The sequence below is a fragment of the Micromonospora ureilytica genome (assembly GCF_015751765.1).
Classification (GTDB): Bacteria; Actinomycetota; Actinomycetes; order Mycobacteriales; family Micromonosporaceae; genus Micromonospora; species Micromonospora ureilytica.
Map to the genome: position 1 here is coordinate 5,212,272 of NZ_JADOTX010000001.1, position 22,691 is coordinate 5,234,962.

Annotated in this window: 19 protein-coding genes; 6 read left to right on the forward strand and 13 right to left on the reverse strand. The window is 71.2% G+C overall.

Annotation, left to right across the window (positions count from 1 at the left end):
- Positions 1-75: 75 nt before the first annotated feature.
- From ccsB to hemL, 6 genes are read right to left on the reverse strand one after another with little or no spacing between them, the layout of a single operon-like run.
- Positions 76-1,047 carry a c-type cytochrome biogenesis protein CcsB gene (ccsB, locus tag IW248_RS23775; RefSeq protein WP_196928745.1) on the reverse strand — a complete coding sequence of 324 codons (972 nt, stop codon included), beginning with the start codon at positions 1,045-1,047 and terminating at the stop codon, positions 76-78.
- Positions 1,047-2,684 carry a cytochrome c biogenesis protein ResB gene (gene resB, locus IW248_RS23780; RefSeq protein WP_196928746.1) on the reverse strand — a complete coding sequence of 546 codons (1,638 nt, stop codon included), beginning with the start codon at positions 2,682-2,684 and terminating at the stop codon, positions 1,047-1,049. The genes ccsB and resB overlap by 1 nt, the downstream gene beginning before the upstream one ends.
- Positions 2,684-3,502 carry a cytochrome c biogenesis CcdA family protein gene (locus tag IW248_RS23785; protein ID WP_196928747.1) on the reverse strand — a complete coding sequence of 273 codons (819 nt, stop codon included), beginning with the start codon at positions 3,500-3,502 and terminating at the stop codon, positions 2,684-2,686. Before IW248_RS23785 ends, resB begins: the two co-directional genes overlap by 1 nt.
- On the reverse strand, positions 3,502-4,071 hold the full coding sequence (locus tag IW248_RS23790) for a TlpA family protein disulfide reductase (protein ID WP_196928748.1): 570 nt from the start codon (positions 4,069-4,071) through the stop codon (positions 3,502-3,504). Before IW248_RS23790 ends, IW248_RS23785 begins: the two co-directional genes overlap by 1 nt.
- A complete protein-coding gene (locus IW248_RS23795; RefSeq protein ID WP_307788392.1) occupies positions 4,071-4,706 on the reverse strand; it encodes a histidine phosphatase family protein in 636 nt (211 codons plus the stop codon). The genes IW248_RS23790 and IW248_RS23795 overlap by 1 nt, the downstream gene beginning before the upstream one ends.
- Positions 4,707-4,725: 19 nt before the next feature.
- Positions 4,726-6,063: a glutamate-1-semialdehyde 2,1-aminomutase gene (gene hemL, locus IW248_RS23800; protein ID WP_196928750.1), complete on the reverse strand. Its 1,338-nt coding sequence runs from the start codon at positions 6,061-6,063 to the stop codon at positions 4,726-4,728.
- 179 nt (positions 6,064-6,242) lie between these two features.
- On the opposite strand from hemL, the gene IW248_RS23805 reads away from it, so the two are divergent.
- A complete protein-coding gene (locus IW248_RS23805; protein ID WP_088951070.1) occupies positions 6,243-6,578 on the forward strand; it encodes an STAS domain-containing protein in 336 nt (111 codons plus the stop codon).
- 14 nt (positions 6,579-6,592) lie between these two features.
- Here the strand turns inward: IW248_RS23805 and IW248_RS23810 are convergent, their stop codons facing one another.
- Together IW248_RS23810 and IW248_RS23815 are read right to left on the reverse strand one after the other, a co-directional pair.
- Positions 6,593-7,147 carry a response regulator gene (locus IW248_RS23810; protein WP_030334012.1) on the reverse strand — a complete coding sequence of 185 codons (555 nt, stop codon included), beginning with the start codon at positions 7,145-7,147 and terminating at the stop codon, positions 6,593-6,595.
- Positions 7,144-11,511 (reverse strand): HAMP domain-containing protein, encoded by a 4,368-nt coding sequence (locus IW248_RS23815; RefSeq protein WP_196928751.1) that lies wholly within the window; start codon positions 11,509-11,511, stop codon positions 7,144-7,146. Before IW248_RS23815 ends, IW248_RS23810 begins: the two co-directional genes overlap by 4 nt.
- A 294-nt stretch (positions 11,512-11,805) precedes the next feature.
- Between IW248_RS23815 and IW248_RS23820 the strand changes: the two genes are divergently transcribed.
- Together IW248_RS23820 and IW248_RS23825 are read left to right on the forward strand one after the other, a co-directional pair.
- On the forward strand, positions 11,806-13,878 hold the full coding sequence (locus tag IW248_RS23820; RefSeq protein ID WP_196928752.1) for a SpoIIE family protein phosphatase: 2,073 nt from the start codon (positions 11,806-11,808) through the stop codon (positions 13,876-13,878).
- Positions 13,879-13,926: 48 nt separating this feature from the next.
- The gene (locus IW248_RS23825; protein WP_196928753.1) at positions 13,927-14,334 is read left to right on the forward strand and encodes a hypothetical protein; all 408 of its coding nucleotides are present in this window, start codon (positions 13,927-13,929) and stop codon (positions 14,332-14,334) included.
- Between the two features lie 20 nt (positions 14,335-14,354).
- On the opposite strand, the gene IW248_RS23830 is transcribed toward IW248_RS23825, so the two are convergent.
- Positions 14,355-15,713 (reverse strand): FAD-binding oxidoreductase, encoded by a 1,359-nt coding sequence (locus IW248_RS23830; RefSeq protein WP_196928754.1) that lies wholly within the window; start codon positions 15,711-15,713, stop codon positions 14,355-14,357.
- Positions 15,714-15,809: 96 nt separating this feature from the next.
- On the opposite strand from IW248_RS23830, the gene IW248_RS23835 reads away from it, so the two are divergent.
- Both IW248_RS23835 and IW248_RS23840 read left to right on the forward strand, forming a co-directional pair.
- Positions 15,810-17,906, forward strand: coding sequence for a S9 family peptidase (locus IW248_RS23835; protein WP_196928755.1), 2,097 nt, complete (start codon positions 15,810-15,812; stop codon positions 17,904-17,906).
- 164 nt (positions 17,907-18,070) lie between these two features.
- A complete protein-coding gene (locus IW248_RS23840) occupies positions 18,071-18,256 on the forward strand; it encodes a hypothetical protein (RefSeq protein ID WP_196928756.1) in 186 nt (61 codons plus the stop codon).
- 15 nt (positions 18,257-18,271) lie between these two features.
- Here IW248_RS23840 and IW248_RS23845 read toward each other — a convergent pair whose 3' ends face one another.
- The 4 genes from IW248_RS23845 to IW248_RS23860 form a co-directional block, all read right to left on the reverse strand.
- Complete coding sequence (locus IW248_RS23845; protein WP_196928757.1) at positions 18,272-19,804, reverse strand: FtsX-like permease family protein; 1,533 nt, start codon at positions 19,802-19,804, stop codon at positions 18,272-18,274.
- Positions 19,801-20,502, reverse strand: coding sequence for an ABC transporter ATP-binding protein (locus IW248_RS23850; RefSeq protein WP_124818300.1), 702 nt, complete (start codon positions 20,500-20,502; stop codon positions 19,801-19,803). The genes IW248_RS23845 and IW248_RS23850 overlap by 4 nt, the downstream gene beginning before the upstream one ends.
- A complete protein-coding gene (locus IW248_RS23855; protein WP_196928758.1) occupies positions 20,499-21,035 on the reverse strand; it encodes a PadR family transcriptional regulator in 537 nt (178 codons plus the stop codon). Before IW248_RS23855 ends, IW248_RS23850 begins: the two co-directional genes overlap by 4 nt.
- 186 nt (positions 21,036-21,221) lie before the next feature.
- A complete protein-coding gene (locus IW248_RS23860; RefSeq protein WP_196928759.1) occupies positions 21,222-21,800 on the reverse strand; it encodes a TIGR03086 family metal-binding protein in 579 nt (192 codons plus the stop codon).
- Positions 21,801-21,831: 31 nt separating this feature from the next.
- Between IW248_RS23860 and IW248_RS23865 the strand changes: the two genes are divergently transcribed.
- Positions 21,832-22,674, forward strand: a complete 843-nt coding sequence (locus tag IW248_RS23865; RefSeq protein ID WP_196928760.1) for a helix-turn-helix domain-containing protein — start codon at positions 21,832-21,834, stop codon at positions 22,672-22,674.
- The last annotated feature ends 17 nt before the right edge of the window (positions 22,675-22,691 follow it).

Here is a 22,691-nt window from a genome sequence, read left to right on the forward strand (position 1 = left end):
ACCGTGCCTAGCCGAATGGCGGGACAGAATGTAGAACTACGCTTCTAAGAAGTGTGGTTCTACGTTCTGTCAGGATCAGTCCAGCCCGCCGTACGAGTGCAGGCCGGTGAAGAAGATGTTCACGCCGAACAGGTTCATCAGCATGGTGAGGAAGCCGAGCACCGCGATCCAGGTGGCCACGTTGCGCTTGACGCTGGGAGTCGCGCGGGCGTGCAGGTAGCCGGCGTACACCACCCAGGAGATGAACGCCCAGGTCTCCTTCGGGTCCCAGCCCCACGGCCGGCCCCAGGCCGCCTCGGCCCAGATGGCACCGGCGATCACCGCGAAGGTGAAGATCGGGAACGCGAAGGCGTGCAGCGCGAAGGTCAGCCGCTCCAGGCCCATCGCGCCGGGCAGCCGCTTGGCCAGGGTGTACGGGAAACTCCGCTTGCCCTGCTCGTACCCGTTGCGCATCAGGAAGCCGACCGCCGGCACCACGCCGAGCAGGAAGATGCCGGACGCGAAGACGATCGTCGAGACGTGGATGACGAACCAGTACGAGTTCAGAGCCGGCACCAGCGGCACGATCGGCACGTACAGCACCAGCTCGGCGGTGGCGACCAGCAACACCATCACCAGGGTGAGGAAGAGCCCGAGCTTGCGCAGCGACGGCCGCTTCCAGAGCACCACCAGCCAGGCGGCGACCCCGATGAACGTCACAGTGAGCACGAACTCGTACATGTTGCCCCAGGGCATCCGGTCCGCGGCGAGCCCACGGGTGACCAGCGCAGCCAGGTGCAGGACGGCCGCGACCGCGGTGGCGCCCACCCCGATCAGGCCGGCGAGCCGGGCCCGCCGGGCGGAACGGTCGGCGGTGGGCGGCGACGGGACCGGCACGGGCGGCGTCGGGACGACACCGCCGCCGGCACCCACCAACTCGCGCGCCGGAGCCGCAGTGGCGACCCGGGTACGCACGTTGCCCAGCGCGTACTCGACGGCGTGGCCGATCATCGCGACCAGGTAGGCCAGGATCGCGAAGGTCACCAGATTGTCGGAGAGTGCGGACATCACTCGGCTCCTTCTCGCACGCCGGCTCGGTCAGCGGAGTCAGCTTCAGGCCGTTCGGCACCGCTGACGGCGGCGACGAGCTGGGTGAACTCGTCGGCGAACCCTGGATAGTCGGTACGCGGCAACCCACCGACCTCCATCAAGCTACTACCGCTCGTCGGAGATCCTTCCCCGGGGTCGGCCGGCACCACCCGGAAGAACACCCGGCGGCGCTTCCCGAACAGCGAACCCATGAGACCGACCAGCAGGACACCGCAGCTGATCAGCAGCATCGTCGAGCCGGGATCGTGCCGGATGGAGAGGGTGACGTACCGCTCGGTGCCCAGGAACTCGACTGTCGTGCCGTCGTCCAGCTTCCAGGTCTCGCCCTTGCGGAGCAGTTTGGTGCCGACCTCCTTGACCTTGCCGGCCCGCACCTGCCGCTGGTCGAGTTGGTAGACCGAGCCGGGGATACCGGCGTCCAGGCCGAGGTTGCCCCGGTAGGCGACCAGGTTCAGCGCCGGGTTGCGCTCGGTCGGGTACTGCGACCGGACGAACGGCGCCTGCTCGGGCGCCGTGGGCAGGTAGATGCCGGTGAACGCCATCTGCTGGCCCGGTGCGCGCTGGCCGGTCGCCGGGTCGACGTTCGCGTCCGGGAAGGCCGCCAACCCCTCACTGGTCAGGCCCATGTCGCCGGTGGTCAGGAACGGCTCGTCACTGATCTGGCTGTTGCCGAACCGGTCGGTGTAGCGGATCACCGGGGCGTACCCGTGGCCGAGCAGGTAGACGCTCGCGTCGTTCAGGCGCAGCGGTGAGTTCACCGAGAAGTCGGCGCTGCGGGTCGGCTCGTCCGGGCCGTCGACGGTGACCGTGGCGTTGAAGAACTCCGGCTGGCCGGACGGCAGGAACCGGGCCTCGAAGTCGTCCAGCCGCAGGCAGAAGCGGGGCAGGTCGGCGCTGTCCACCTGCGGGCCGAGCTTCGCCTCGGCGTACTGCTGGCGGGTGTTGCAGAACGCGTTGTCCGCGCCGGCCACCAGCAGCCGGTTGCCGCTCCAGCCGTACCAGGAGCCGAGCGCCACCCCGATCAGCACAGCGATCAGCGAGGTGTGGAACAGCAGGTTGCCGGTCTCCTTGAGATAGCCCTTCTCGGCGGAGACCTCGTCGCCGCGCACCTCGACCCGCCAGCGGCGCTTGCGCAGCGCCTCGGCGATCGCCGCCGCCCCACCGGGCGGGGCGGGCAGCACCGTGTGCTGCGGCAGCCGGGCCATCCGCTTCGGCGCGGCCGGCGGCCGGGACCGCAGCGCGCGGACGTGGTCGCGCAGCCGAGGCGTGATGCAGCCGATCAGGGAGATGAACAGCAGCAGGTAGATCGCGGAGAACCAGACCGAGCCGAAGACCTCGAACGCGCCGATCCGGTCCAGTCGGGGGGCCCAGTCCGGGTGGTCGACGAAGTACTCGTTGACCTTCTCCGGGCTGATCCCGCGCTGCGGCAGCACCGAGCCGGGGATGGCGGCGATCGCGAGGAGGAAGAGCAGGATCAGCGCCGTACGCATGCTGGTGAGCTGCCGCCACGAGTTGCGCAGCAGGGCCAGCAGCCGGTTCGGCCGGCGGCGCGGCGCGGGCGCCACGGTCTCCGGTCGGTCGTCGACGACAGTCATCAGATGCTCACCTCGCCCACCCCGACGGTGGTCTGCAACCAGATCACGAAGCTCTGCCATCCGCCGGTGACCAGGGCCAAACCGATCAGGATGAGCAGGGCGCCGCCGACCCGGGTGACCCAACGGCTGTTGCGCCGGACGGCGCGGAAGACCCCGAGCAGGCGTTCGAAGCCCAGCCCGAAGACGATGAACGGTATCCCCAACCCGAGGCAGTACGCCACGGCGAGCACCACCGCGCGGTCGCTCTGGCCGCTGGCGGTGGCCATGCCCATCACCGCGCCGAGCGTGGGGCCGGTGCACGGCACCCAACTGAGCGCGAAGACCGCACCGAAGACCGGTGCGCCGAGCAGCCCGGCCGACGGCAACCGGGAGATCCGGAACTCCCGTTGCAGGGCCGGGATCATCCCGAGGTAACTCAACCCCGCCACGATGATCAGGACGCCGACGCCGATCTGCAACTCGCGCTTGTAGTCGAAGAACACCCGACCGATGCCGGCGAAGAGGATCGCGGTGGCCACGAAGACGACAGTGAAGCCGCCGATGAAGAGCAGCGTTCCGGCGAGCACCCGACCCTTGACCGCGCCGACCCGCGCGACCCGCTCCTTGACCGCGACACCCCCGCCGGCCGGCGTGGGATCGGCCTCCGGCCGCCGGCCCTCCAGGTCGGCGCCGGCCAGACCGGTCACGTACGACAGGTAACCGGGGACGAGCGGGAGCACGCACGGGGAGAGGAAGCTGACCAGGCCGGCGAGCGCCGCCGCGCCCATGGCGAGCAGCAGCGGCCCGTTGAGGGCCAACTCCCGGAAGGTCTCGCCCATCAGTTCGGCGCCGACTTCTCGGCGGCGATCCGTTCGACGATCGGTTGCAGGCCCTCCTGCTTGACGGCGGCCCGGATCACCGCCGCGATCCGGCCGTCCCGGTCCAGCACCACGGTGGCCGGCACGCTGTTCGGCGGGATGTCCAGCGCAAGTGCCGTCTTGCTGGACGGGTCGAACAGGCTCGGGTAGGTGACCCGGCCCTTCTCGAACGCCTTGGCCTTGTCCCGCGAGTCCTGGACGTTGATGCCGAGGAAATTCACGCCGGAACCCTTGGTGGCCTGGTAGACGGCTTCCAGGTCGTCGGCCTCGGCGCGGCACGGCGCGCACCAGGAACCCCAGAAGTTGACCACCACCACCTGACCGCGAGCCTCGGTGACGTCATAGGTGCCGCCGAGAAGCAGCTCACCGGCGAGCTTCGGTGGTGCGGAGCGCTGGTCCGGTGCGCACTCGAAGATCCCGTCGGTGGTGGTCGTGCAGGTCTTCTCCTGCGCCTTCGACGACGTGCAACCGACCAGCGCCACCGCGGTGGCGGCGGCGAGCAGACCGGCGGTCCACCTCCGGGCGTTCATCAGGCCCCCTTGGCCGTCCGGGCTGTCGCGGAGAGAGCGATCAGGTGCGCGGCCGGCTCGCTGTAGCCGATGCCCGCCACCTTCGCGCCGTCGAAGTGGAACGACGTGAGGCTGGCCAGCCCGCACTGCCGCTTGCGCGGGTCGTGCCAGAGCCGCTTGCGCTCGACGTGGCGGCGCAACGTCCAGATCGGGAGCTGGTGCGACACCAGCACCGCCTCGCGCCCCTCGGCGGCGACCCGGGCGGCGTGCACGGCGGCGAACATCCGCTCGGCGATCACCTGGTACGCCTCGCCCCAGGACGGGGTCACCGGGTCGCGCAGCACCCACCAGTTGCGCGGGTCGCGGAACGACCCGTCACCCGGGGAGACCTTCTTGCCCTCGAACCAGTTGGCGCTCTCGATCAGCCGCTCGTCCACCCCGACCGGCAGCCCGAACTGGGCGGCGATCGGCTCGGCGGTCTGCTGGGCGCGCTCCAGCGGGCTGGCCACCACGTGCACGATCTCCCGCTCGGCCAGGCCCTGCGCAGCGGCCTTGGCCATCTGCACGCCCAACTCGGAGAGGCGGAAACCGGGCAACCGGCCGTAGAGGATCTGGTCGGGGTTGTACACCTCGCCATGCCGAAGCACGTGAACCACAGTCTTGCTCAAGGTTTTGTTACCCCCCGTGACCGGCCGCTGCCGCCGCGTTCGCCGCCGTCGGCAGCGCGTCGGCAATGTGTTCCAGAGCGGCGTCGTCGAGCGCCGCCGACACGAACCACGACTCGAACGCGCTCGGCGGCAGGTAGACCCCGGCGGCGAGCATCGCGTGGAAGAACGCCTTGAACGCCGGCACCTGCTGGGTGCGCGCGCTGTCGTAGTCGACCACATCGGCGTCGGTGAAGAAGATCGAGAACATGCTGCCCGCGTACGACAGTCGGTGCGGGACCCCGGCGGCGGCCAACGCCTCGGACGCCAGCTTGCCCACGACGGCGGCCGTCTCGTCGAGGCGCTGGTACAGCGCGTCGTCGGCGAGCCGCAGCGTCGCCAGACCGGCGGCGCAGGCGAGCGGGTTACCCGAGAGGGTGCCGGCCTGGTAGACCGGGCCGGCCGGCGCGAGCCGCGACATGATGTCCGCGCGCCCGCCGAACGCCGCGGCGGGCAGGCCACCACCCATGACCTTGCCGTACGTCCACAGGTCCGCCTCGGAGGCGTCGAGGCCGTGCCACCCGGCGCGGGAGACCCGGAACCCGGTCATCACCTCGTCCACCACGAGCAGGGCGCCGTGTGCGTGCGCGATCCGGGCGAGCTGCTGGTTGAAGCCGTCGCGGGGAGCCACCACGCCCATGTTGCCGGCAGCGGCCTCGGTGATCACCGCGGCGATGTGCTGGCCCTCGGCGGCGAAGACCTCCTCGACGGCCCGGATGTCGTTGTACGGAAGAACTATCGTCTCGCTGGCCGCCGCGCCGGTCACGCCTGGCGAGTCGGGCAGGCCCAGGGTGGCCACGCCGGAGCCGGCGGCGGCGAGCAGCGCGTCGACGTGGCCGTGGTAGCAGCCGGCGAACTTGACGATCTTCGAGCGGCCGGTGAAGCCACGGGCCAACCGGACCGCCGACATGGTCGCCTCGGTGCCGGAGTTGACCAGGCGGACCTGCTCGACAGGGGTCCGGGCGACGATCTCGGCGGCCAACTCCACCTCACCGGGGGTGGGCGTGCCGAAGCTGGTGCCCAAGGCCGCGGCGGCCTGGACGGCCTCCACCACCTCCGGGTGGGCGTGCCCGAGGATCAGCGGACCCCAGGAGCAGACCAGGTCGACGTAGCGGCGACCGTCGGCGTCGTACAGCCACGGGCCCTCACCACGGACCATGAAGCGCGGGGTGCCGCCAACCGCCTGGAAGGCGCGCACAGGGGAGTTCACCCCGCCCGGCACGATGGCGCGGGCGCGGTCGAACAGGGCCTCGGAGGCCGGCGCGTCGGCTGGGTAGCGGCCGGATCCGGCGGGAAAGATGTCGGTCACGATGCCGCCATTGTGACAGCGCCGGACGGTCAACGAGCAGCCACCCCGTGGTGGGGTTACCCGGCTCACCCGTGATCTGCGCTCGTCAACAGCGGCGGCACGGGGGGCCTCGCGGCCTGGAGGGCGACGGCTCGCGGCCTCGACAGGCCAGGTCGGTCGGATCGCGCTAGGCTGACCGGGTGGATCGTGCCGAACTGTCCATCACGCTACACCGGACGGGCGACGAAGCAGTCTTGCGCCTAGCCGGTGAGATCGACATGCTCACGGCGGCGCAGCTCTCCACCGTCGTCAACGAGGTGCTGGCCGACCCGCCGCCGAAGATCGTGCTCGACCTCGGCGGCGTGACCTTCTGCGACTCGCAGGGCCTGGGCACCCTGGTCGTGCTCAGCCGCAAGGCCAGCCACGCCCAGAGCCTGCTGATGCTGACGCACGTGGGCGACTTCCTGATCCGCGTACTGGACATCACCGGTCTGCGCAGCGCCCTGATGATCCGCAACGACCAGCCCACCGGCTGAGCCGCCCCGCCGCATCAGGCGGTGTTGCCCCAGCGGGCCTGTTCGAGCAGCCGTACCGCCCGGTCCCGGACCTCCGGGTCGTCCGAGCGCAGCAGGGCCGTCGCCTCGTCGACAGCGTCGGTGAGCCGACGCCACTGCGTGTCGCGCTCCCGGACCAGGTCCGACTGGGTGGCCAACTGCCGGGTCTTCACCCACAGCTCCACGAAGACCGACACCTTGGCCCGCAGCACCCACGGGTCGAACGGCTTGGTGAGGTAGTCCACCGCGCCCACCTGGTAGCCCCGAAGGGCGAGCTGGGCGTCCCGGTCGGCGGCGGTGAGGAAGATGATCGGCACGTGCCGGGTCCGTTCGCGGCGCTTGATGTGGCTCGCGGTCTCGAAGCCGTCCATGTCCGGCATCTGCGCGTCCAACAGGATCACCGCGAAGTCGTCCACCAGCAGTTGCTTGAGCGCCGCCTCGCCGCTCTCCACCGCCACGGACTGGACCGGCAGCCCCTGAAGGATCGCCTCCAGGGCCGTCAGATTCTGCCGCCGGTCGTCCACGAGCAGCGCTTTGGCCATCTGGGTCACGAAGTCTCCTCGGTCCGGCTGCCGTTGATCCAGGACGACATCAGTTCGATCAGGTCGTCCAGGTCGACCGGCTTGGTGATGTAGTCGCTGCCCCCGGCAGCGAGCGCCGACTCACGGTCACCCGGCATCGCCTTCGCGGTCAGGAAGACCACCGGCAGGTCGGCGAACCGGTGGTTGCGGCGAATCTGACGTGTGGTCTCGTAACCGTCCTGGTCGGGCATCATGGCGTCCATCAGCACGATGTCCACCTCCGGATGCTCGGCCAGCAGGCGGACACCGTCCGCCCCGTTGTCCGAGTACAGCACGGTCATCCCGTGCAGCTCCAACGCGCTGGTCAAGGCGAAGACATTGCGCACGTCGTCGTCCACGATCAGCACTGTGGCACCGTCGAGTTGGCGGGTGGCCGGTGCCTCCGGCCGGTCCGACAGCAGTTCCAGCGGCGGCATCAGCAGCGACGACGGCAGGCCGGCGCGCTGCGGAGACGGCGTCTGGGGCGCGACCACGGCGTCCGGGGCCAGCACCTGCGGCACGAACAGGGTGAAGGTCGAGCCCTGACCGGGCGCGGACGACACCGTGATCGTGCCGCCGATCAGCCGGGCCAGATCGCGGCTGATCGACAGGCCCAGACCGGTGCCGCCGTACCGGCGACTGGTCGTGCCGTCGGCCTGCTGGAAAGCCTCGAAGATGATCGACAGCTTGTCGTCGGAGATGCCGATCCCCGTGTCGATCACGGTGAACGCGATCACCTGCTGGGCGTTCGTCAGCGCCGGGACGTCGAAGACCGCGTTCTCCGCGGCCGGGGCGATCCGCAGCGTCACGGCTCCGTTGTCGGTGAACTTCACAGCGTTGGAGAGCAGGTTGCGCAGGATCTGCTGCAACCGCTGCGGGTCGGTCACCAACGCCGGCGGCAGATCCTTGCTCACCCGTACCTGGAAGTCCAGGTTCTTCTCCTCGGCCTGCGGCGCGAACGCCTGCTCGACGAAGCCGCGCAGCTCGGTGAAGCGGATCTCGGTCGGCTCGACGTCCATCCGACCCGCCTCGATCTTGGACAGGTCCAGGATGTCGTCGATCAGACGCAGCAGGTCGGAGCCGGACCCGTGGATGGTCTTTGCGAACTCGATCTGCTTCGGGCTGAGGTTCTGCTCCGAGTTCTCGGCCAGCAGACGGGCCAGCAGCAGCAACGAGTTCAGCGGGGTCCGCAGCTCGTGGCTCATGTTGGCCAGGAACTCCGACTTGTAGGCCGACGCCCGGGTCAGCTGCTGCGCCTTCTCCTCCAGGCCCAGCCGCGCCAGCTCGATCTCCCGGTTCTTCGTCTCGATGTTGCCCTTCTGCTCGGACAGCAGAGTGGCCTTCTCCTCCAGCTCGGCGTTGGTGCGCTGCAACTCCGCCGACTGCTCCTGCATCTCGTGCGCCAGCCGCTGCGACTGGGCCAGCAGCTCCTCCGTACGCCGGTTGGCCTGGATGGTGTTGACCGCGATGCCGATGGTGAGCACCAGCCGCTCCAGGAACGCCAGGTGTAGCGAGGAGAAGGCCGACACGCTTGCGAACTCGATCACCCCGAGCAGCTCACCCTCGAACAGGACGGGGAGCACCACCAGGTCGGACGGGGGCGTCTCGGCCAGACCGGACCGCAGGGTGAGCCGGCTGTTCGGGGAGGCGCTGACCCGGATCGTGCGACGGGAGAGCGCAGTCTGCCCGACCAGCCCCTCGCCCGGACCGAAGGTGACGTCGTGCCCCCGCGCCACGTACCCGTACGACGAGGTCAGCCGCAGCCGCATGCTGCCGTCGGTGTCGTCGGCCAGGAAGAAGGCGCCGAGCTGGGCGTCGACCAGCGGGGTCACCTCCGTCATGATCATGCGGCAGACCTCGCCGAGGTCGCGCTGGCCCTGCAACAGGCCGCCGATGCGGGCGAGGTTGGAGTCCAGCCAGCCCTGCTCGGCGTTCTTCTTGGTCGTCTCCCGGAGGGTGACGATCATCTGGTTGATGTTGTCCTTCAGCTCGGCGACCTCGCCCTGCGCCTTGACCGCGATCCGCTGGGTCAGGTCGCCCCGGGTCACCGAGGTGGACACCTGGGCGATGGCACGCAACTGCGTGGTCAGCGTCGAGGCGAGCTGGTTGACGTTCTCGGTGAGGTCGCGCCAGGTGCCGGAGACGCCCTTCACCTGCGCCTGGCCGCCGAGCTTGCCCTCGATCCCGACCTCGCGGGCCACCCGGGTCACCTCGTCGGCGAACGACGACAGCTGGTCGACCATGGTGTTGACAGTCGACTTCAGCTCCAGGATCTCGCCCTGGGCGTCCACGGTGATCTTCTGCGACAGGTCACCCTTCGCCACGGCGGTGGTCACCGAGGCGATGTTGCGGACCTGGCTGGTCAGGTTCGACGCCATCGAGTTCACGTTGTCGGTCAGGTCCCGCCAGGTGCCGGAGACGCCCTTCACCTGCGCCTGGCCGCCGAGCTTGCCCTCGGTGCCCACCTCGCGGGCCACCCGGGTCACCTCGTCGGCGAACGACGACAACTGGTCCACCATCGTGTTGACAGTCGACTTCAGCTCCAGGATCTCGCCCCGCGCGTCCACCGTGATCTTCTGCGACAGGTCGCCCTTCGCCACCGCCGTGGAGACCTGGGCGATGTTGCGGACCTGGGCGGTCAGGTTGGAGGCCATCGAGTTGACGTTGTCGGTCAGGTCCCGCCACGTGCCCGCGACCCCGCGCACCTGCGCCTGGCCGCCCAACTTGCCCTCGGTGCCCACCTCACGGGCCACCCGGGTCACCTCGTCGGCGAACGACGACAACTGGTCCACCATCGTGTTGACAGTCGACTTCAGCTCCAGGATCTCGCCCCGCGCGTCCACCGTGATCTTCTGCGACAGGTCACCCTTCGCCACCGCCGTGGTCACCGAGGCGATGTTGCGGACCTGGCTGGTCAGGTTCGACGCCATCGAGTTGACGTTGTCGGTCAGGTCCCGCCACGTGCCGGAGACGCCCTTCACCTGCGCCTGGCCGCCCAGGTTGCCCTCGGTGCCCACCTCGCGAGCCACCCGGGTCACCTCGTCGGCGAACGACGACAGCTGGTCGACCATCGTGTTGACAGTGTTCTTCAGCTCCAGGATCTCGCCCTGGGCGTCCACCGTGATCTTCTGCGACAGGTCGCCCTTGGCCACGGCCGTGGAGACCTGGGAGATGTTGCGGACCTGGCTGGTGAGGTTGCCGGCCAACTGGTTGACGTTCTCGGTGAGGTCCCGCCAGGTGCCGGAGACGCCGCGCACCTGGGCCTGACCGCCCAGCTTGCCCTCGATGCCCACCTCACGCGCGACCCGGGTCACCTCGTCGGCGAACGACGACAACTGGTCCACCATCGTGTTGACGGTGTCCTTCAACTCCAGGATCTCGCCCTGCGCCGCCACCGTGATCTTCTGCGACAGGTCGCCGCGTGCCACCGCCGTGGAGACCTGGGCGATGTTACGGACCTGGGCGGTCAGGTTCGACGCCATCGAGTTGACGCTGTCGGTCAGGTCCTTCCAGGTGCCGGCCACGTTCGGCACCTCGGCCTGGCCGCCCAACTTGCCCTCGGTGCCCACCTCACGGGCCACCCGGGTCACCTGCTCGGCGAAGAGCCGCAGCGTGTCGGTGAGGTAGTTCATCGTGGCGGCCAGCTCGGCAACCTCACCACGCGCGCCGACCGTGATCTTCTGCGACAGGTCGCCCTTCGCCACCGCCGTCGCCACCTGCGAGATCGACCGCACCTGGCCGGTCAGGTTCGACGCCATGGTGTTCACCGAGTCGGTGAGGTCCTTCCAGGTGCCGGCCACACCCCGGACGTCGGCCTGGCCGCCCAGCTTGCCCTCGGTGCCCACCTCACGGGCCACCCGGGTCACCTCGTTCGAGAACGACGACAGCTGGTCCACCATCGTGTTCACGGTGCGCCCGATGCGCAGGTACTCACCGCGCAGCGGCCGACCGTCGATCTCCAACGCCATGTGCTGGGACAGGTCACCGTCGGCGACCGCCACGATCACCCGGGCGATCTCGGTGGTGGGTCGACCCAGGTCGTCGATCAGCGAGTTGATCGCCCGCTGCCCCTCCGCCCAGGAGCCGTCCAGCCCCTCGTCGTCGAGCCGCTCGGTGAGCCGGCCGTCGCGGCCGACGATCCGGCTGATCCGCCGCAGGTCCAGGTACTGCCGCTCCTGGAGCGAGACCACCTCGTTGAAGGCGTCCGCCACCTCGCCGGCCGCGCCGGCGCGGCGGGGAAGCCGGACCTTCAGGTCGCCGCGACCGATCCGTCGCAGTGCCTCGGTCAACTCACCGAGGAGCGCCTCGTGGTCGGACGCGGACGGATCCGCCACCGACTGCTTCGCCGTGGTCATCATTCCTCGCTCAACTCGGGGGCGCCGGTCCGTGCGGACACACCGGCACCCCATATTGTGCCCGCGCGCGCCGTAGTGCCAGGGTGCGCGACCCGCCAGGTGGCATCGATCGCCCCGTCGACCCGCCCGATCGGTGTCGACCCGGCACGGCGCGCCGCAAACCTCGCCCGGCTCCCGCAGCCATCGTTTCGACACGTCACCGCCATGCCCCGCCACTCGTGCCCCTGACCGACGCGACAGCCCCGATTGGTGATCGGCTTGGCACCCGGCAGGGCAACGGTGGAGGATACGGGGGTGTCAGCCGAGGCGGGGCCCGCGACGGCCGGGGCCCGGGACGGGGCCGTCCGGCGTGTCCGGCTGCCCGCCGACCGCCGCACGCCGGCCGCCGCCCGCGCCGTGGTCCGCTCGGTGTTGACCGAGTCACACCTTGACGAACTGGCCAACGAGGCGCTGCTGCTCACCACCGAGCTGACCACCAACGCCGTCGAGCACGCCGGCACCGAGTTGGACATCGAGGTCGTCGCCGACGAGATCGGGCTGACCGTCACCGTCTCCGACTTCGCCCCCGGCTCCGGCGACGAACTGACCGTCGGCGACCGCAACGACTCCACCGAGATCGACGAGGTCTCCGTGCGGGGCCGGGGCCTCCTGCTGGTCGACCACTTCGCCAGCCGCTGGGGCACCACGTACCTGCCCACCGGGAAGGGCGTCTGGTTCCGCCTGGACCGCCCCGGCGTCGACCCGCCCGCCCCGGGCACCGTCGGCGAGTCGACACCGGCCAACGCCGGCCCACAAACGAGCACCGACCAGTCCGCGCCGAGCGCCAGCGCGATGAGCGAACTCATGCAGACCGCCCCCGACCTGTACGGGGACGACCCGTTGCCCGACTTCGCCACCAGCCTGCTCAGCCGCGTCGCCGAGATGGTGGGCGCGGCCGGCGGCACGATCCGCCTGGACCGGGGCGACGGACAGGGCCGCCAGGTTTTGGCCCGCTTCGGTCGGCCGCCCCGCCCCGGCAGCGAGCTGCTCCGGGTGCCGCTGACGGTGCACCGCCCGTACGCCGGGGAGTTGGAGTTGGACGCCGCGCCGTCCGCGTACGCCCGACCGCTGGCGGTGCTCACCGCCGAGCGACTGTCGCTGCACCTGGAGAACGACCGGCTGCGCCGGGCCGACATCCGCCGGCAGGTGTGGTTGACGTTCCTGGCCGAGGCCAGCGAGCTGCTGGCCCAGTCGTTGGACGTCGACCTGACCATGGCGCTGGTGCCGCAGTTGGTGGTGCCGCGACTCGGTCAGTGGTGCGCGGTGCACACCACCGACGAGTGGGGCCGGCTCCGGCTGGCGGCGGCCAGCCACGCCGACGAGTCGATGCTTCCGCAGCTGCACAAGGTGCTGGCGGAGACCGGGCCGGATTCGATCCAGGCCCGCCTACGCGAGGCGTCACGCAGCGCGGCGCAGATCCCCCTGGGCGGCCCGATGGAGGGTTTCGCGGTCCCGCTGATCGCCCGCGGACAGCGGCTCGGGACCCTCGCGGTGGGGCGACACCAGCGGCACCGGCACGACCCGGACGAGGTGGCCGTGTTGGAGGACGTGGCCCGGCGGGCAGCGCTGGCCATCGAGAACGCCCGGATCCACGCCGAACGCCGTCGCGTGGCGCAGACGCTCCAGCAGTCTCTGCTGCCGCCCGTCCTGCCGGTGGTGGACGGGATCGGTTTCGCCGCCGAGTACGTCCCGACCGGTGACGACGCCGAGGTGGGGGGCGACTTCTACGACGTGGTGCCGCTGCCCGACGGGCGCTGGCTGGTGGTGATCGGTGACGTCTCGGGCAAGGGTGTCCAGGCCGCCGCGGTGACCGGGCTGGTCCGGGACGTGATCCGGGTGCTGGTCGGCGACGGCAAACCGTTGCCCGAGGCGCTGGCGCGGCTCAACGAGACACTTGTCGAGCGCGGCGGCGGTCGCTACTGCACGCTGGCGCTGGCAGCGGTCGGGCCGGGCGAGGGCGGCCGGTTGGACGTGGCGCTGCACCTCGCCGGGCACGACCGGCCGGTGCTGCTGGCCGGGGCGGGCGGCGCCGAGTTCGTCGGCACCGGCGGCACCGCGCTCGGCCTGCTCGACACGATCACCTCACCGACGGCGGAGATCACGCTCGCGCCGGGCGATTCGCTGATCTTCTACACCGATGGCGTCACCGAGCGGCGGCGCGGCCGGGAGCTGTTCGGCGCCGACCGACTGCGGGACGCCGCAGCGCCCCTGGCCGGATATTCGGCCGACGTGGTGGCCGCCCGGCTGCGCGCCGCGGCGATCAACTTCTCGGTCGAGCCGCCCCGGGACGACATCGCCATCCTGGTGCTGCGCAACGACGCAACCTGACCGCTGCGCGGCCCCCGGACATCGGGTCCGCTCGGTAGATTGACGGTCATGACGAGCGTCGCGCAGGTCACGTCGTACTCCCGGTCGGCGGTCCGGGCCCTGATCGTCGCGCAGCTCGCGACCATCGGCGCGTTCCTCGCCGTGCTGCTGCTCTACCTCGGTCGGATGACGAGCGCCGGCGTCGGCCCGGCCGAGATGCTGACCGGCGCTTACGACCCGAAGGACCTGATTCCGTTCCTCTGGCTCTATGCCGTGGTCGGGATGCTCTACGTGGTGGGTGCGGTGCTCGGGCTGCCGTTGGCGATCGTCGCGGTGGCGCTGGCCGCCCGGGAGCGCGAGGCACTGCCCCGGGCGACCCGGTCACTGCTGCTGGCCGGCGCGGTGGGCAGCGTGCTGGTGCTGGTGGCCCGGTTCACCCCGCCGCTGCTGGACATGCACCGGTGGTGGATGGACTGACGCTCTGCCGGGGCCGGGCCCTACAGGCCGCCGGGGAGCCGTCCGGGCGCGAGTCGGTGCTCCGGATCCACGCGCCGCTTCGCGGCCCGCAACTGGGCCAGGCCGGCCAACTCGCCCCACAGGTCGACCGCCTGGCGGACCGCCGCCGGAGCGGAGACCACCACGCAGCGGCCCTGCCGGGCCAGCAGCACCCCTCGGACGGCGGCCAGGATGGACGCCACCCGATCGGGTGCCAGCGCCCCGGGCAGTGCCGCGTGCACCACGCCCAGCCCGGCGGATCCGCGAACCGGGACCGGCGCGCCGGCCGCGTCGCGTAGCGCGTAGACGGCGGCATGCAGGTCGCCGATCGGCACTTCCAGGCGCAGCGCCGTGTCACCTGGGGCGAACGGGTAGCGGCGCCACCACGTCGGCGCGGAGTGGGCGATCGTCGCCTCCCCGTGCAGCAGGCCGACCAGCCGCTCGGCACGCTCGGTGACGTCGGCGGGCCCGCCCTCCAGCAGCATCACCAGGCTACCGGCCCGGGACGGGGCACCGGCCCGGCCGGACATCGAAGGATGGCGCTCCCGGGCGGTGGCCGCCGGGTGACCGGGCGGGTACGGCGTACGCGGGCGGGGGGTGCCGCCGGGCAGGTCCAGCTCGATGGCCGAGGGCTCCAGCCGAGCGGCGAGGATCGTCCGGACCAGGTCGTGCACCTCCAGCGGCGTCCACACCGGGCGGGACACCCAGAGCCTGCTCGCCGGCGCCGGCTGCACCCGCAGGCTCGCCGAGACCAGCACGCCGAGCGCGCCCTGGGAGCCACAGAGCAGGCGAGCCAGGTCGAGCCCGGGCGCGCCACCGCCGACGCTGATCAGCTCGCCGTCGGCGGCGAGGTAGCGCACGCCGAGCAGCTGGTCACAGGGGCTGCCGTGGCGGTGGCGCAAGGGACCGGCCTCGCCGGCGGCGAGCACGCCACCCACTGTCGCGCCGGGTGACGGGGCGTCCATCGCGAGCCGCTGCCCGGTGCGCTCCAGAGTGGCCTGCACCGCCCGCAGTGGGGTGCCGGCCCCCACGTCGGTCGCCAGCGAGTCGACCGACTCGTGACCGATGCCCGCCAGCCGACCGGTGTCGAGCAGGATGTCGACCTGAACGGGGGTGGCACCCCAGTCGATCTTCGTGCCCGCGCCTCGGGGCACCACTGCCAGATCGTGCCTGGCGGCCAACCGCAGCACCTCGGCGGCGGCGTGCGGGCCGCCCGGGACGGCCACGAAGCGCGCCGGCCGCCCCGCCACCTCGTCGGCGGGACCGGCCAGTCGGGAGAAGGGTGGACCGCAGATCGCCGCCAACCGCCGGCTGATCTCGAGGGCTCCGGACCGGCCGAGGGAACTCGCTGCTGCCGCCATGCCGGCCATCGTACATGTGTTCGAAAGCCGTGGTGGCGAGTATCGGGATGCCGCTGGTCCGGCGCGCTGCGGCTGCCGGCCGGTAACGTGGCCGCCGTGACCACCGAGATTGCCCCGCCCGCGGCGAAGCGGGTGCCCAGCGAGCGCACCCACCACGGCGACACCGTCGTCGACGAGTACTCCTGGCTCGCCGTCAAGGACGACCCGGAGACGATCGCCTACCTGACCGCCGAGAACGAGTACACCGACGCGCGTACGACACACCTGGCCGAGTTGCGCGCCGACCTGTTCGAGGAGACTCGCCGCCGCACCCAGGAGACCGACCTGTCCGTGCCGACCCGCAAGGGCGGGCACTGGTACTACACCCGGACGGTCGAGGGGCAACAGTACGGAGTGCAGTGCCGCCGGGCGGTCCGCGACGGCGAGACCGACCCGCCGGTCAGCGCGGACGGCGCCCCGCTCGACGGCGAGGAGGTGCTCCTCGACGGCAACCTGCTGGCGGAGGGGCACGACTTCTTCTCGCTCGGCGCGTTCGACGTCAGTCCGGACGGTCGCTGGCTGGCCTACTCCACCGACTTCTCGGGCGACGAGCGGTTCACCCTGCGTGTGAAGGACCTGACCACCGGCGAGTTGCTGCCGGACGAGGTGCCGGACACGTTCTACGGCACCGCCTGGTCGAGCGACGCCTCGGCGCTGTTCTACGTGACGGTGGACGACGCCTGGCGTCCGAACCGGGTCTGGCGACACCTCATCGGCTCCGCCGCCGCCGAGGACGTGGTGGTCCACCAGGAGGACGACGAGCGGTTCTGGGTGGGCGTAGAGCTCACCCGGTCGGAGAAGTTCATTCTCATCGACGTGCACAGCAAGGTGACGAGCGAGGTGCTTGTCATCCCCGCCGGCAACCCGACCGGCGCCCCGGCCGTGATCGCTCCCCGCCGACAGGGCGTCGAATACACTGTGGAGCACCACGGCCACCGTTTCCTGATCCTGCACAACGACGGTGCGGAGGACTTCGCGCTGGCGTTCACCTCGGCGGACGTACCGGGCGACTGGGTGCCGCTGATCGAGCACACCCCCGGCACCCGACTGGAGGCCGTCGACGCCTTCGCCAACCACCTGGTGGTGTCGCTGCGCACCGACGGGCTCACCGGGCTGCGGGTGCTGCCGGTGGGCAGCGACGACGGGCACGACATCGACTTCCCGGAGCCGCTGTACAGCGTCGGGTTGGACGCCAACCCGGAGTACCGCACCGGCCAGGTCCGGCTGCGCTACTCCTCCCTGATCACCCCCGACTCGGTGTACGACTACGACCTGGTCACCCGGCAGATGGTGCTGCTCAAGCAGAAGCCGGTGCTGCCTGGGCCGGACGGGCGACCGTACGACCCGGCTGAGTACGAGCAGCACCGCGACTGGGCGCTCGCCGACGACGGCACCCGCGTGCCGATCTCGTTGGTCTGCCGCGCCGGCACCCCCCGGGACGGCTCGGCGCCCTGCGAGCTGTACGGCTACGGCTCGTACGAGGCCAGCATGGACCCGTGGTTCTCGGTGGCCCGACTGTCCCTGTTGGACCGGGGCGTGGTCTTCGCTGTGGCGCACATCCGGGGCGGCGGTGAGTTGGGCCGACGGTGGTACGACCAGGGCAAGCTGCTGGCCAAGAAGAACACCTTCACCGACTTCGTGGCGTGCGCCCAGCACCTCGTCAAGGCCGGCTGGACGGCCAGCGACAGGCTTGTCGCCCGGGGCGCCTCGGCCGGTGGCCTGCTGATGGGCGCCGTGGCCAACCTCGCGCCGGACGCGTTCACCGGGATCGTGGCGCAGGTGCCGTTCGTGGACGCGCTCACGTCGATCCTCGACCCGTCGCTGCCGCTGACCGTCACCGAGTGGGAGGAGTGGGGCAACCCTCTCGACGACCCCGAGGTGTACGCGTACATGAAGTCCTACACGCCGTACGAGAACGTGGCGGCCGTGGACTATCCCGCGATCCTCGCGGTGACCAGCCTCAACGACACCCGGGTGCTCTACTCGGAGCCGGCGAAGTGGATCGCCCGGCTGCGGGCGGTCGCCCCGGGCGGCGATTATCTGCTGAAGACCGAGATGGGCGCCGGGCACGGCGGTCCGAGCGGTCGCTACAACTCCTGGCGCGAGGAGGCGTTCATCAACGCCTGGATCCTGGACCGCATCGGCCGCGCCTGACCCGTAAGTCGACGTGATCGCGCTCGATCCTGGAGGTGGTCCCCCGGCGGCTGGGGAGAGCACCACTTCCATGATCGGGCGCGATCACCGGCGGCGCGCGGGGCCCGCGCGCCGGGTGGCTGGCGTTGCCGGGCCGACGTGGGTGCCGGGCCTAGACTTCCGGGGTGACCGGGGCTACGGATGGTGACGGCGAAGCCGTTTCGGAGGTCCGCCGACCGAGCGTGGCGGCGGTGGCACGGGACCGCCGGGTCTGGCTGATCCTCGCCGTGGTCGCCGGCCTCCTGGTCTGCTGTTGCTCCGCAGTGGTCGGCACGCTGGTCGCGCTCTCCTCCGGCCTGCTCGGCGCCTGACCCGGCCGCCTCGGCTCAGGTCGTCCGCAGCTCGTCCAGGGCAGTGCTGGCACGCAGGAAGAGCAGGCCGACACCGACCGTCACCAGCACCGCCGCCAACGCGCCGGCCCCGAGCCACGCCAGGTGCTCAAGAGGTACGGGAACGGCTCGCTGCACCACGGGAAAGTGCACGATCCGGGTGTACTGCCCGCTGGTGGCAGGGTCGTCACAGAGCGCCGCCGTGGCCTCGCAGATCTCCATCGACCCGCCGCCCGCGGACACCTCCCCACCGAGCCCACGGCCGAGCAGCGTGCCGACAGTGAGCGCGAGCAGGATCGCCGGCACGGCCGGGGCCAGCGCCTGCCAGGCCACCGAACGGCTCAGCGTGGCGCGGGGCACCCCGGTGGCGACCAACGCCGCGTAGGCGCGTCGACGGGCGACGATCCCCTCGACCAGCGCGACGATCAGCCCGCCCGTCGCGATCAGGATGGCCACGGCGACCGCGCCGTCGACAAGATCCATGGTCGACAGATAGAAGGGGTTGTCGCCCCCACCGCCCGCCCCGGCGAGTCGGCTCTGCTCCCGGTCGAGCTGGTCCTTGGTGGCGAAGTAGGCGCGCTGGGCGGCCGCGCCCCCGCCGAAGATCAGGGCGGCGAGCAGCGCGGCGAACGTGCGGCTGCCCGCCCACGGATCGACCATCAACCGGCCCGCCGCGAGCAGGGCCGGGGCGCGGCGGGCATGCCGACGCAGCAAAACCCCGCAGCGGTACGAGATCCAGCCGGTGCCGACCACCACCCCGATCATCGCCGCCAACCCGCCCACCACGAACAGCAGCGGCACCAGCCAGGCCAACTCTTCGTTGTCGTCGAACCGAAAGACCACCGGGCGGACCACCACGAACGAGAGCACGCCGAACCCGATCAGGAGCCCGGCCCACGGGCCTGGACCACGCTCGCGGGCCGCCCTGCGGTTCACCCCGAGCGGGCTGGTGGTGACCGTACGCAGCATCAGGGCGGTGGCCAACGCCGCGACGACAGGCAGACCGAGCACCATGCCGGCCAGCGCGCCGGTCGACGGCAGCACGTCGGTGGGCAGGGCCAGTCGACCTTCCGCGTCCGGTCGGTGCAACAGATCGCGGCCAACCAGGTAGACACCCAGCCCGACGAGCGTGCCGAGCAGAGCGGCCACGCCGGTCTCCAGCACCACCAGTCGGGTGACCTGCCCGGGAGTGGCGCCGGCCAACCGGAGCGCGGCCAACCGGCGGTCCCGTGCGGGGGCGCCGAGCCGGGCGCACTGACCGGCCAGCGCCAACACCGGAACCATCAGCATCAGCAGCGCGAACGCCGTACCGCCGCGCAACCCGGGCTCCACCAGCAGAGCGTGCTGGTACTGCTCCGACCACCTGTTCGGGTTCTCATCCGTCGCCGCGGGCGTGGGGATGGCCAACACGGTGAGCGCCGCGAGCCCGGCCAGTGTCGCCAGCAGGGCGCTCAGCGCCGTGAGCACCACCCGGGCGGTGTCGGTGCGGGTGCCGGCGAGCGCGAGGCGGACCAGCGTCGCCGGTCTCACCGGGCACCACCGGCCAGCGGCACGTCGAGCCCCAGGCCGGTGTGGTCCACCAGGCCGTCGCGCAGCACGATCTCCCGATCGGCGTACGCGGCGATCCGCGGCTCGTGGGTGACCAGCACGACGGCGGTGCGCTGCTCACGGGCGAGCCGGACCAGTTGGGTGAGCACCTGCTCGCCGGTGAGCGTGTCCAGTGCACCGGTCGGCTCGTCGGCGAAGAGCACCCGAGGCTCGGTGACCAGCGCCCGCGCGGTGGCACAGCGTTGCTGCTGACCCCCGGACATCTCACCCGGCCGCACGTCGGCCACCTCGGCCACCCCGAACCGTTCCAGCCAGGTGAGCGCCGCCGTCCGTGCCTCTCGCCGCCCCGTGCCGGCGAGGAGCAGGGGCAGGGCGACGTTCTCGGCCGCGGTCAGCTCGGCCACCAGCTGACCGAACTGGAACAGCACCCCGAACTCGGTGCGCCGCAGCCGGGACCGGGCCGCCTCCGACCAGGTGTCGATGCGGTGCCCCTGCCAGGTGACCTCGCCCGCGTCCGGCCGAAGGATCCCGGCCAGGCAGTGCAGCAGTGTCGACTTGCCGCAGCCACTCGGCCCGGTCACGGCGACGATCTCGCCCTCGGCCACCTCGAGCGTCACACCGCGCAGCGCAGGCGTCGGGCCGTACGCCCGAACCACGCCGCGAGCCTGGAGTTGCGTCACGGATGCACCTCCCGGTGCCAGTCGGCGACCCGGCCCAGCGTGGCGTGCAGCCACCGCAGATCCGCGTCGAGGTGGGCGATCGCGAAGTCGGCCGCGACCACATCGCTGAGAGTGGCGGCCGGGTCGGATTTGACAGCGGTCAGCTCACGCAGCCGTGCGGTGTGCGCGCCCCGCTGGGCGATCAGGTACGACCGGGCCCGATCGACATCGGCGACCAGCAACGCCACCACGACCTTGGCGAAGAGCGTGCTGGCCACGTACGGCATGGGCGGTTCCACAGTGGACAGCCACTGGTCCAGCGTGTGCCGCCCCTGGTCGGTCAGCGCGTACGCCGTGCGATCCGGCCCGGCCACCCGGTCCTGCCCGGCGGCCGCCACCAGCCCGTCGCGTTCGAGGCGGCCAAGCGTGGCGTAGACCTGCCCGAAGGCCAGCGGCCGAGCCCGCGGCAGCCGCTCGTCGTGCGCACGCTTCAGCTCATACCCGTGCCGGCTGCCCCCAGCAAGCAACCCGAGCAGAACATGCGGCGTAGACACGCCGCCCACTATTCACCGAGCGAATACCCAAGTCAACACCCCCCCACCCACCCACACCCACCGGCCCCCACCCCCGCCTCACCCCGTTGATCATGAAGTTATTGCCATCCACCTCGGCGTGTCTGAGCAATAACTTCATGATCAACAGGAGGGAAGGGAGGTGGGGGCAGAGGGGAAGGTTGGGGGTTAGGGGGTTTGGGGCCAGGTGGGGGTACGGCCGGTTTTGGTTAGGAGGTGGGCCAGGTCGGGGGTTGGGGGTGGGGCTGGGAGTGGGGGTGGGGTGGCGAAGACGCCCATTTTGCGGGCGGTGGGGCCCAACTGCTCCACCAGACCGTGCAGCTCGGCCACCGCCTCCGGGGCTGGGTGGTACGGCAGACCGGTGGCGACCGCGAGGTCCCAGCCGTGCACGGTCAGGTCCAGCAGGGCCATACCGCCGATGACGGACTGCGGCATGCCCATGCCCGGTGACACGCCTTCCAGGGTGGACGGGTCCGACCAGGCGGCGACCAATCGGCTGGTTTCCGCCTCGAAGCGGTCCCGCCAGCCGTCGCCCAGGTGGTCGGGCTTCTCCGCCCACTCCACCTGTCGCTTCTCGGCCAGGTCCTGAAAGTTGACCACCACCTGGAAGAGATGATTGAGCAGATCACGGACCGCGTACTCCTGGCACGGCGTGGGCAGGTCGAGCTGGTCGTCGGAGATACCGCGCACCACATCGACGGTTCGCGGCGCCGCAGCGGCCAGCAGATCGCTAGTCTGAGTGGACATATGGCCAGCGTATGAGGGTGGTCTTGAACAAATGCGACACCGACCGCGTGGCGACAGCAGGGGGATTCTCGACCCCGGGCGGCTGCTGCGCGAGGTGCGCTTCCGTCGACACCTGCCGGCGGAGTCGCTGCGCCCGTGGGTCGAGCACTACTGGTTGATCGACTGGGTGTTGAACGCGCCGTTCGAGCAGCGGGTCGTGCCGCACCCGGCGGTGAACGTGGTGTTCCGACGCGACGACGGCGACCACGACGGCGACAGGCCCGAGTCCGGCGAGGTGGCCGGGGTGGGCCGCGACCTGTTCCGGATCACGCTCTGCGGCACCGGCCGGGTGTCCGGGGTGCAGTTCCGCCCAGGCGGCTTCCACGCCTTCTGGCAGCGCCCGGTCAGTGAGTTGACCGGACGTAGGGTGCCGCTGCCCACCGGCCGGCTGACCCACCCGGGCTTCCCGGTGTGCGCGGGCGGGCCCGCGGGACCACCCACGTCGGCAACCAGCGACAACGAACGCTGCCGGGCTCTGGACACCCTCCTCACCGCTTGGCGGCCCGAGCCGGACCCGGTGGCCGAGGAGGCCGTCCGGCTGGCCGAGGCGATCCGCACCGACCGGACCGTGCTGCGCGTCGACGACTTCGCCGCGCGGCACGACGTTCCGGTCCGCCGGTTGCAGCGGCTCTTCATGGAGTACGTGGGGGTCGGGCCGAAGTGGGTGATCCGCCGCTACCGGCTCCAGGAGGCGGTCGAACAGGCCGCTGGCGGCCCGCTGAGCTGGGCTGGCCTCGCCGCCGACCTCGGCTACAGCGACCAGGCCCACCTGGTCCGCGACTTCACCGCCGTGGCCGGCGTGTCCCCCGCCGCGTACGCCCGCTCGGTGCGCTGAGGAAGCCGAAAGAGAAA

What these genes read in the sequence shown, in the direction of transcription:
- ccsB (WP_196928745.1), bottom strand. Translation starts at nt 1,047, where the DNA reads ATGTCCGCACTCTCCGACAATCTGGTGACCTTCGCGATCCTGGCCTAC.
- IW248_RS23860 (WP_196928759.1), bottom strand. Translation starts at nt 21,800, where the DNA reads ATGTCCACTCAGACTAGCGATCTGCTGGCCGCTGCGGCGCCGCGAACC.
- IW248_RS23830 (WP_196928754.1), bottom strand. Translation starts at nt 15,713, where the DNA reads ATGGCGGCAGCAGCGAGTTCCCTCGGCCGGTCCGGAGCCCTCGAGATC.
- IW248_RS23825 (WP_196928753.1), top strand. Translation starts at nt 13,927, where the DNA reads ATGACGAGCGTCGCGCAGGTCACGTCGTACTCCCGGTCGGCGGTCCGG.
- IW248_RS23815 (WP_196928751.1), bottom strand. Translation starts at nt 11,511, where the DNA reads ATGACCACGGCGAAGCAGTCGGTGGCGGATCCGTCCGCGTCCGACCAC.
- IW248_RS23865 (WP_196928760.1), top strand. Translation starts at nt 21,832, where the DNA reads ATGCGACACCGACCGCGTGGCGACAGCAGGGGGATTCTCGACCCCGGG.
- IW248_RS23790 (WP_196928748.1), bottom strand. Translation starts at nt 4,071, where the DNA reads ATGAACGCCCGGAGGTGGACCGCCGGTCTGCTCGCCGCCGCCACCGCG.
- resB (WP_196928746.1), bottom strand. Translation starts at nt 2,684, where the DNA reads ATGACTGTCGTCGACGACCGACCGGAGACCGTGGCGCCCGCGCCGCGC.
- IW248_RS23785 (WP_196928747.1), bottom strand. Translation starts at nt 3,502, where the DNA reads ATGGGCGAGACCTTCCGGGAGTTGGCCCTCAACGGGCCGCTGCTGCTC.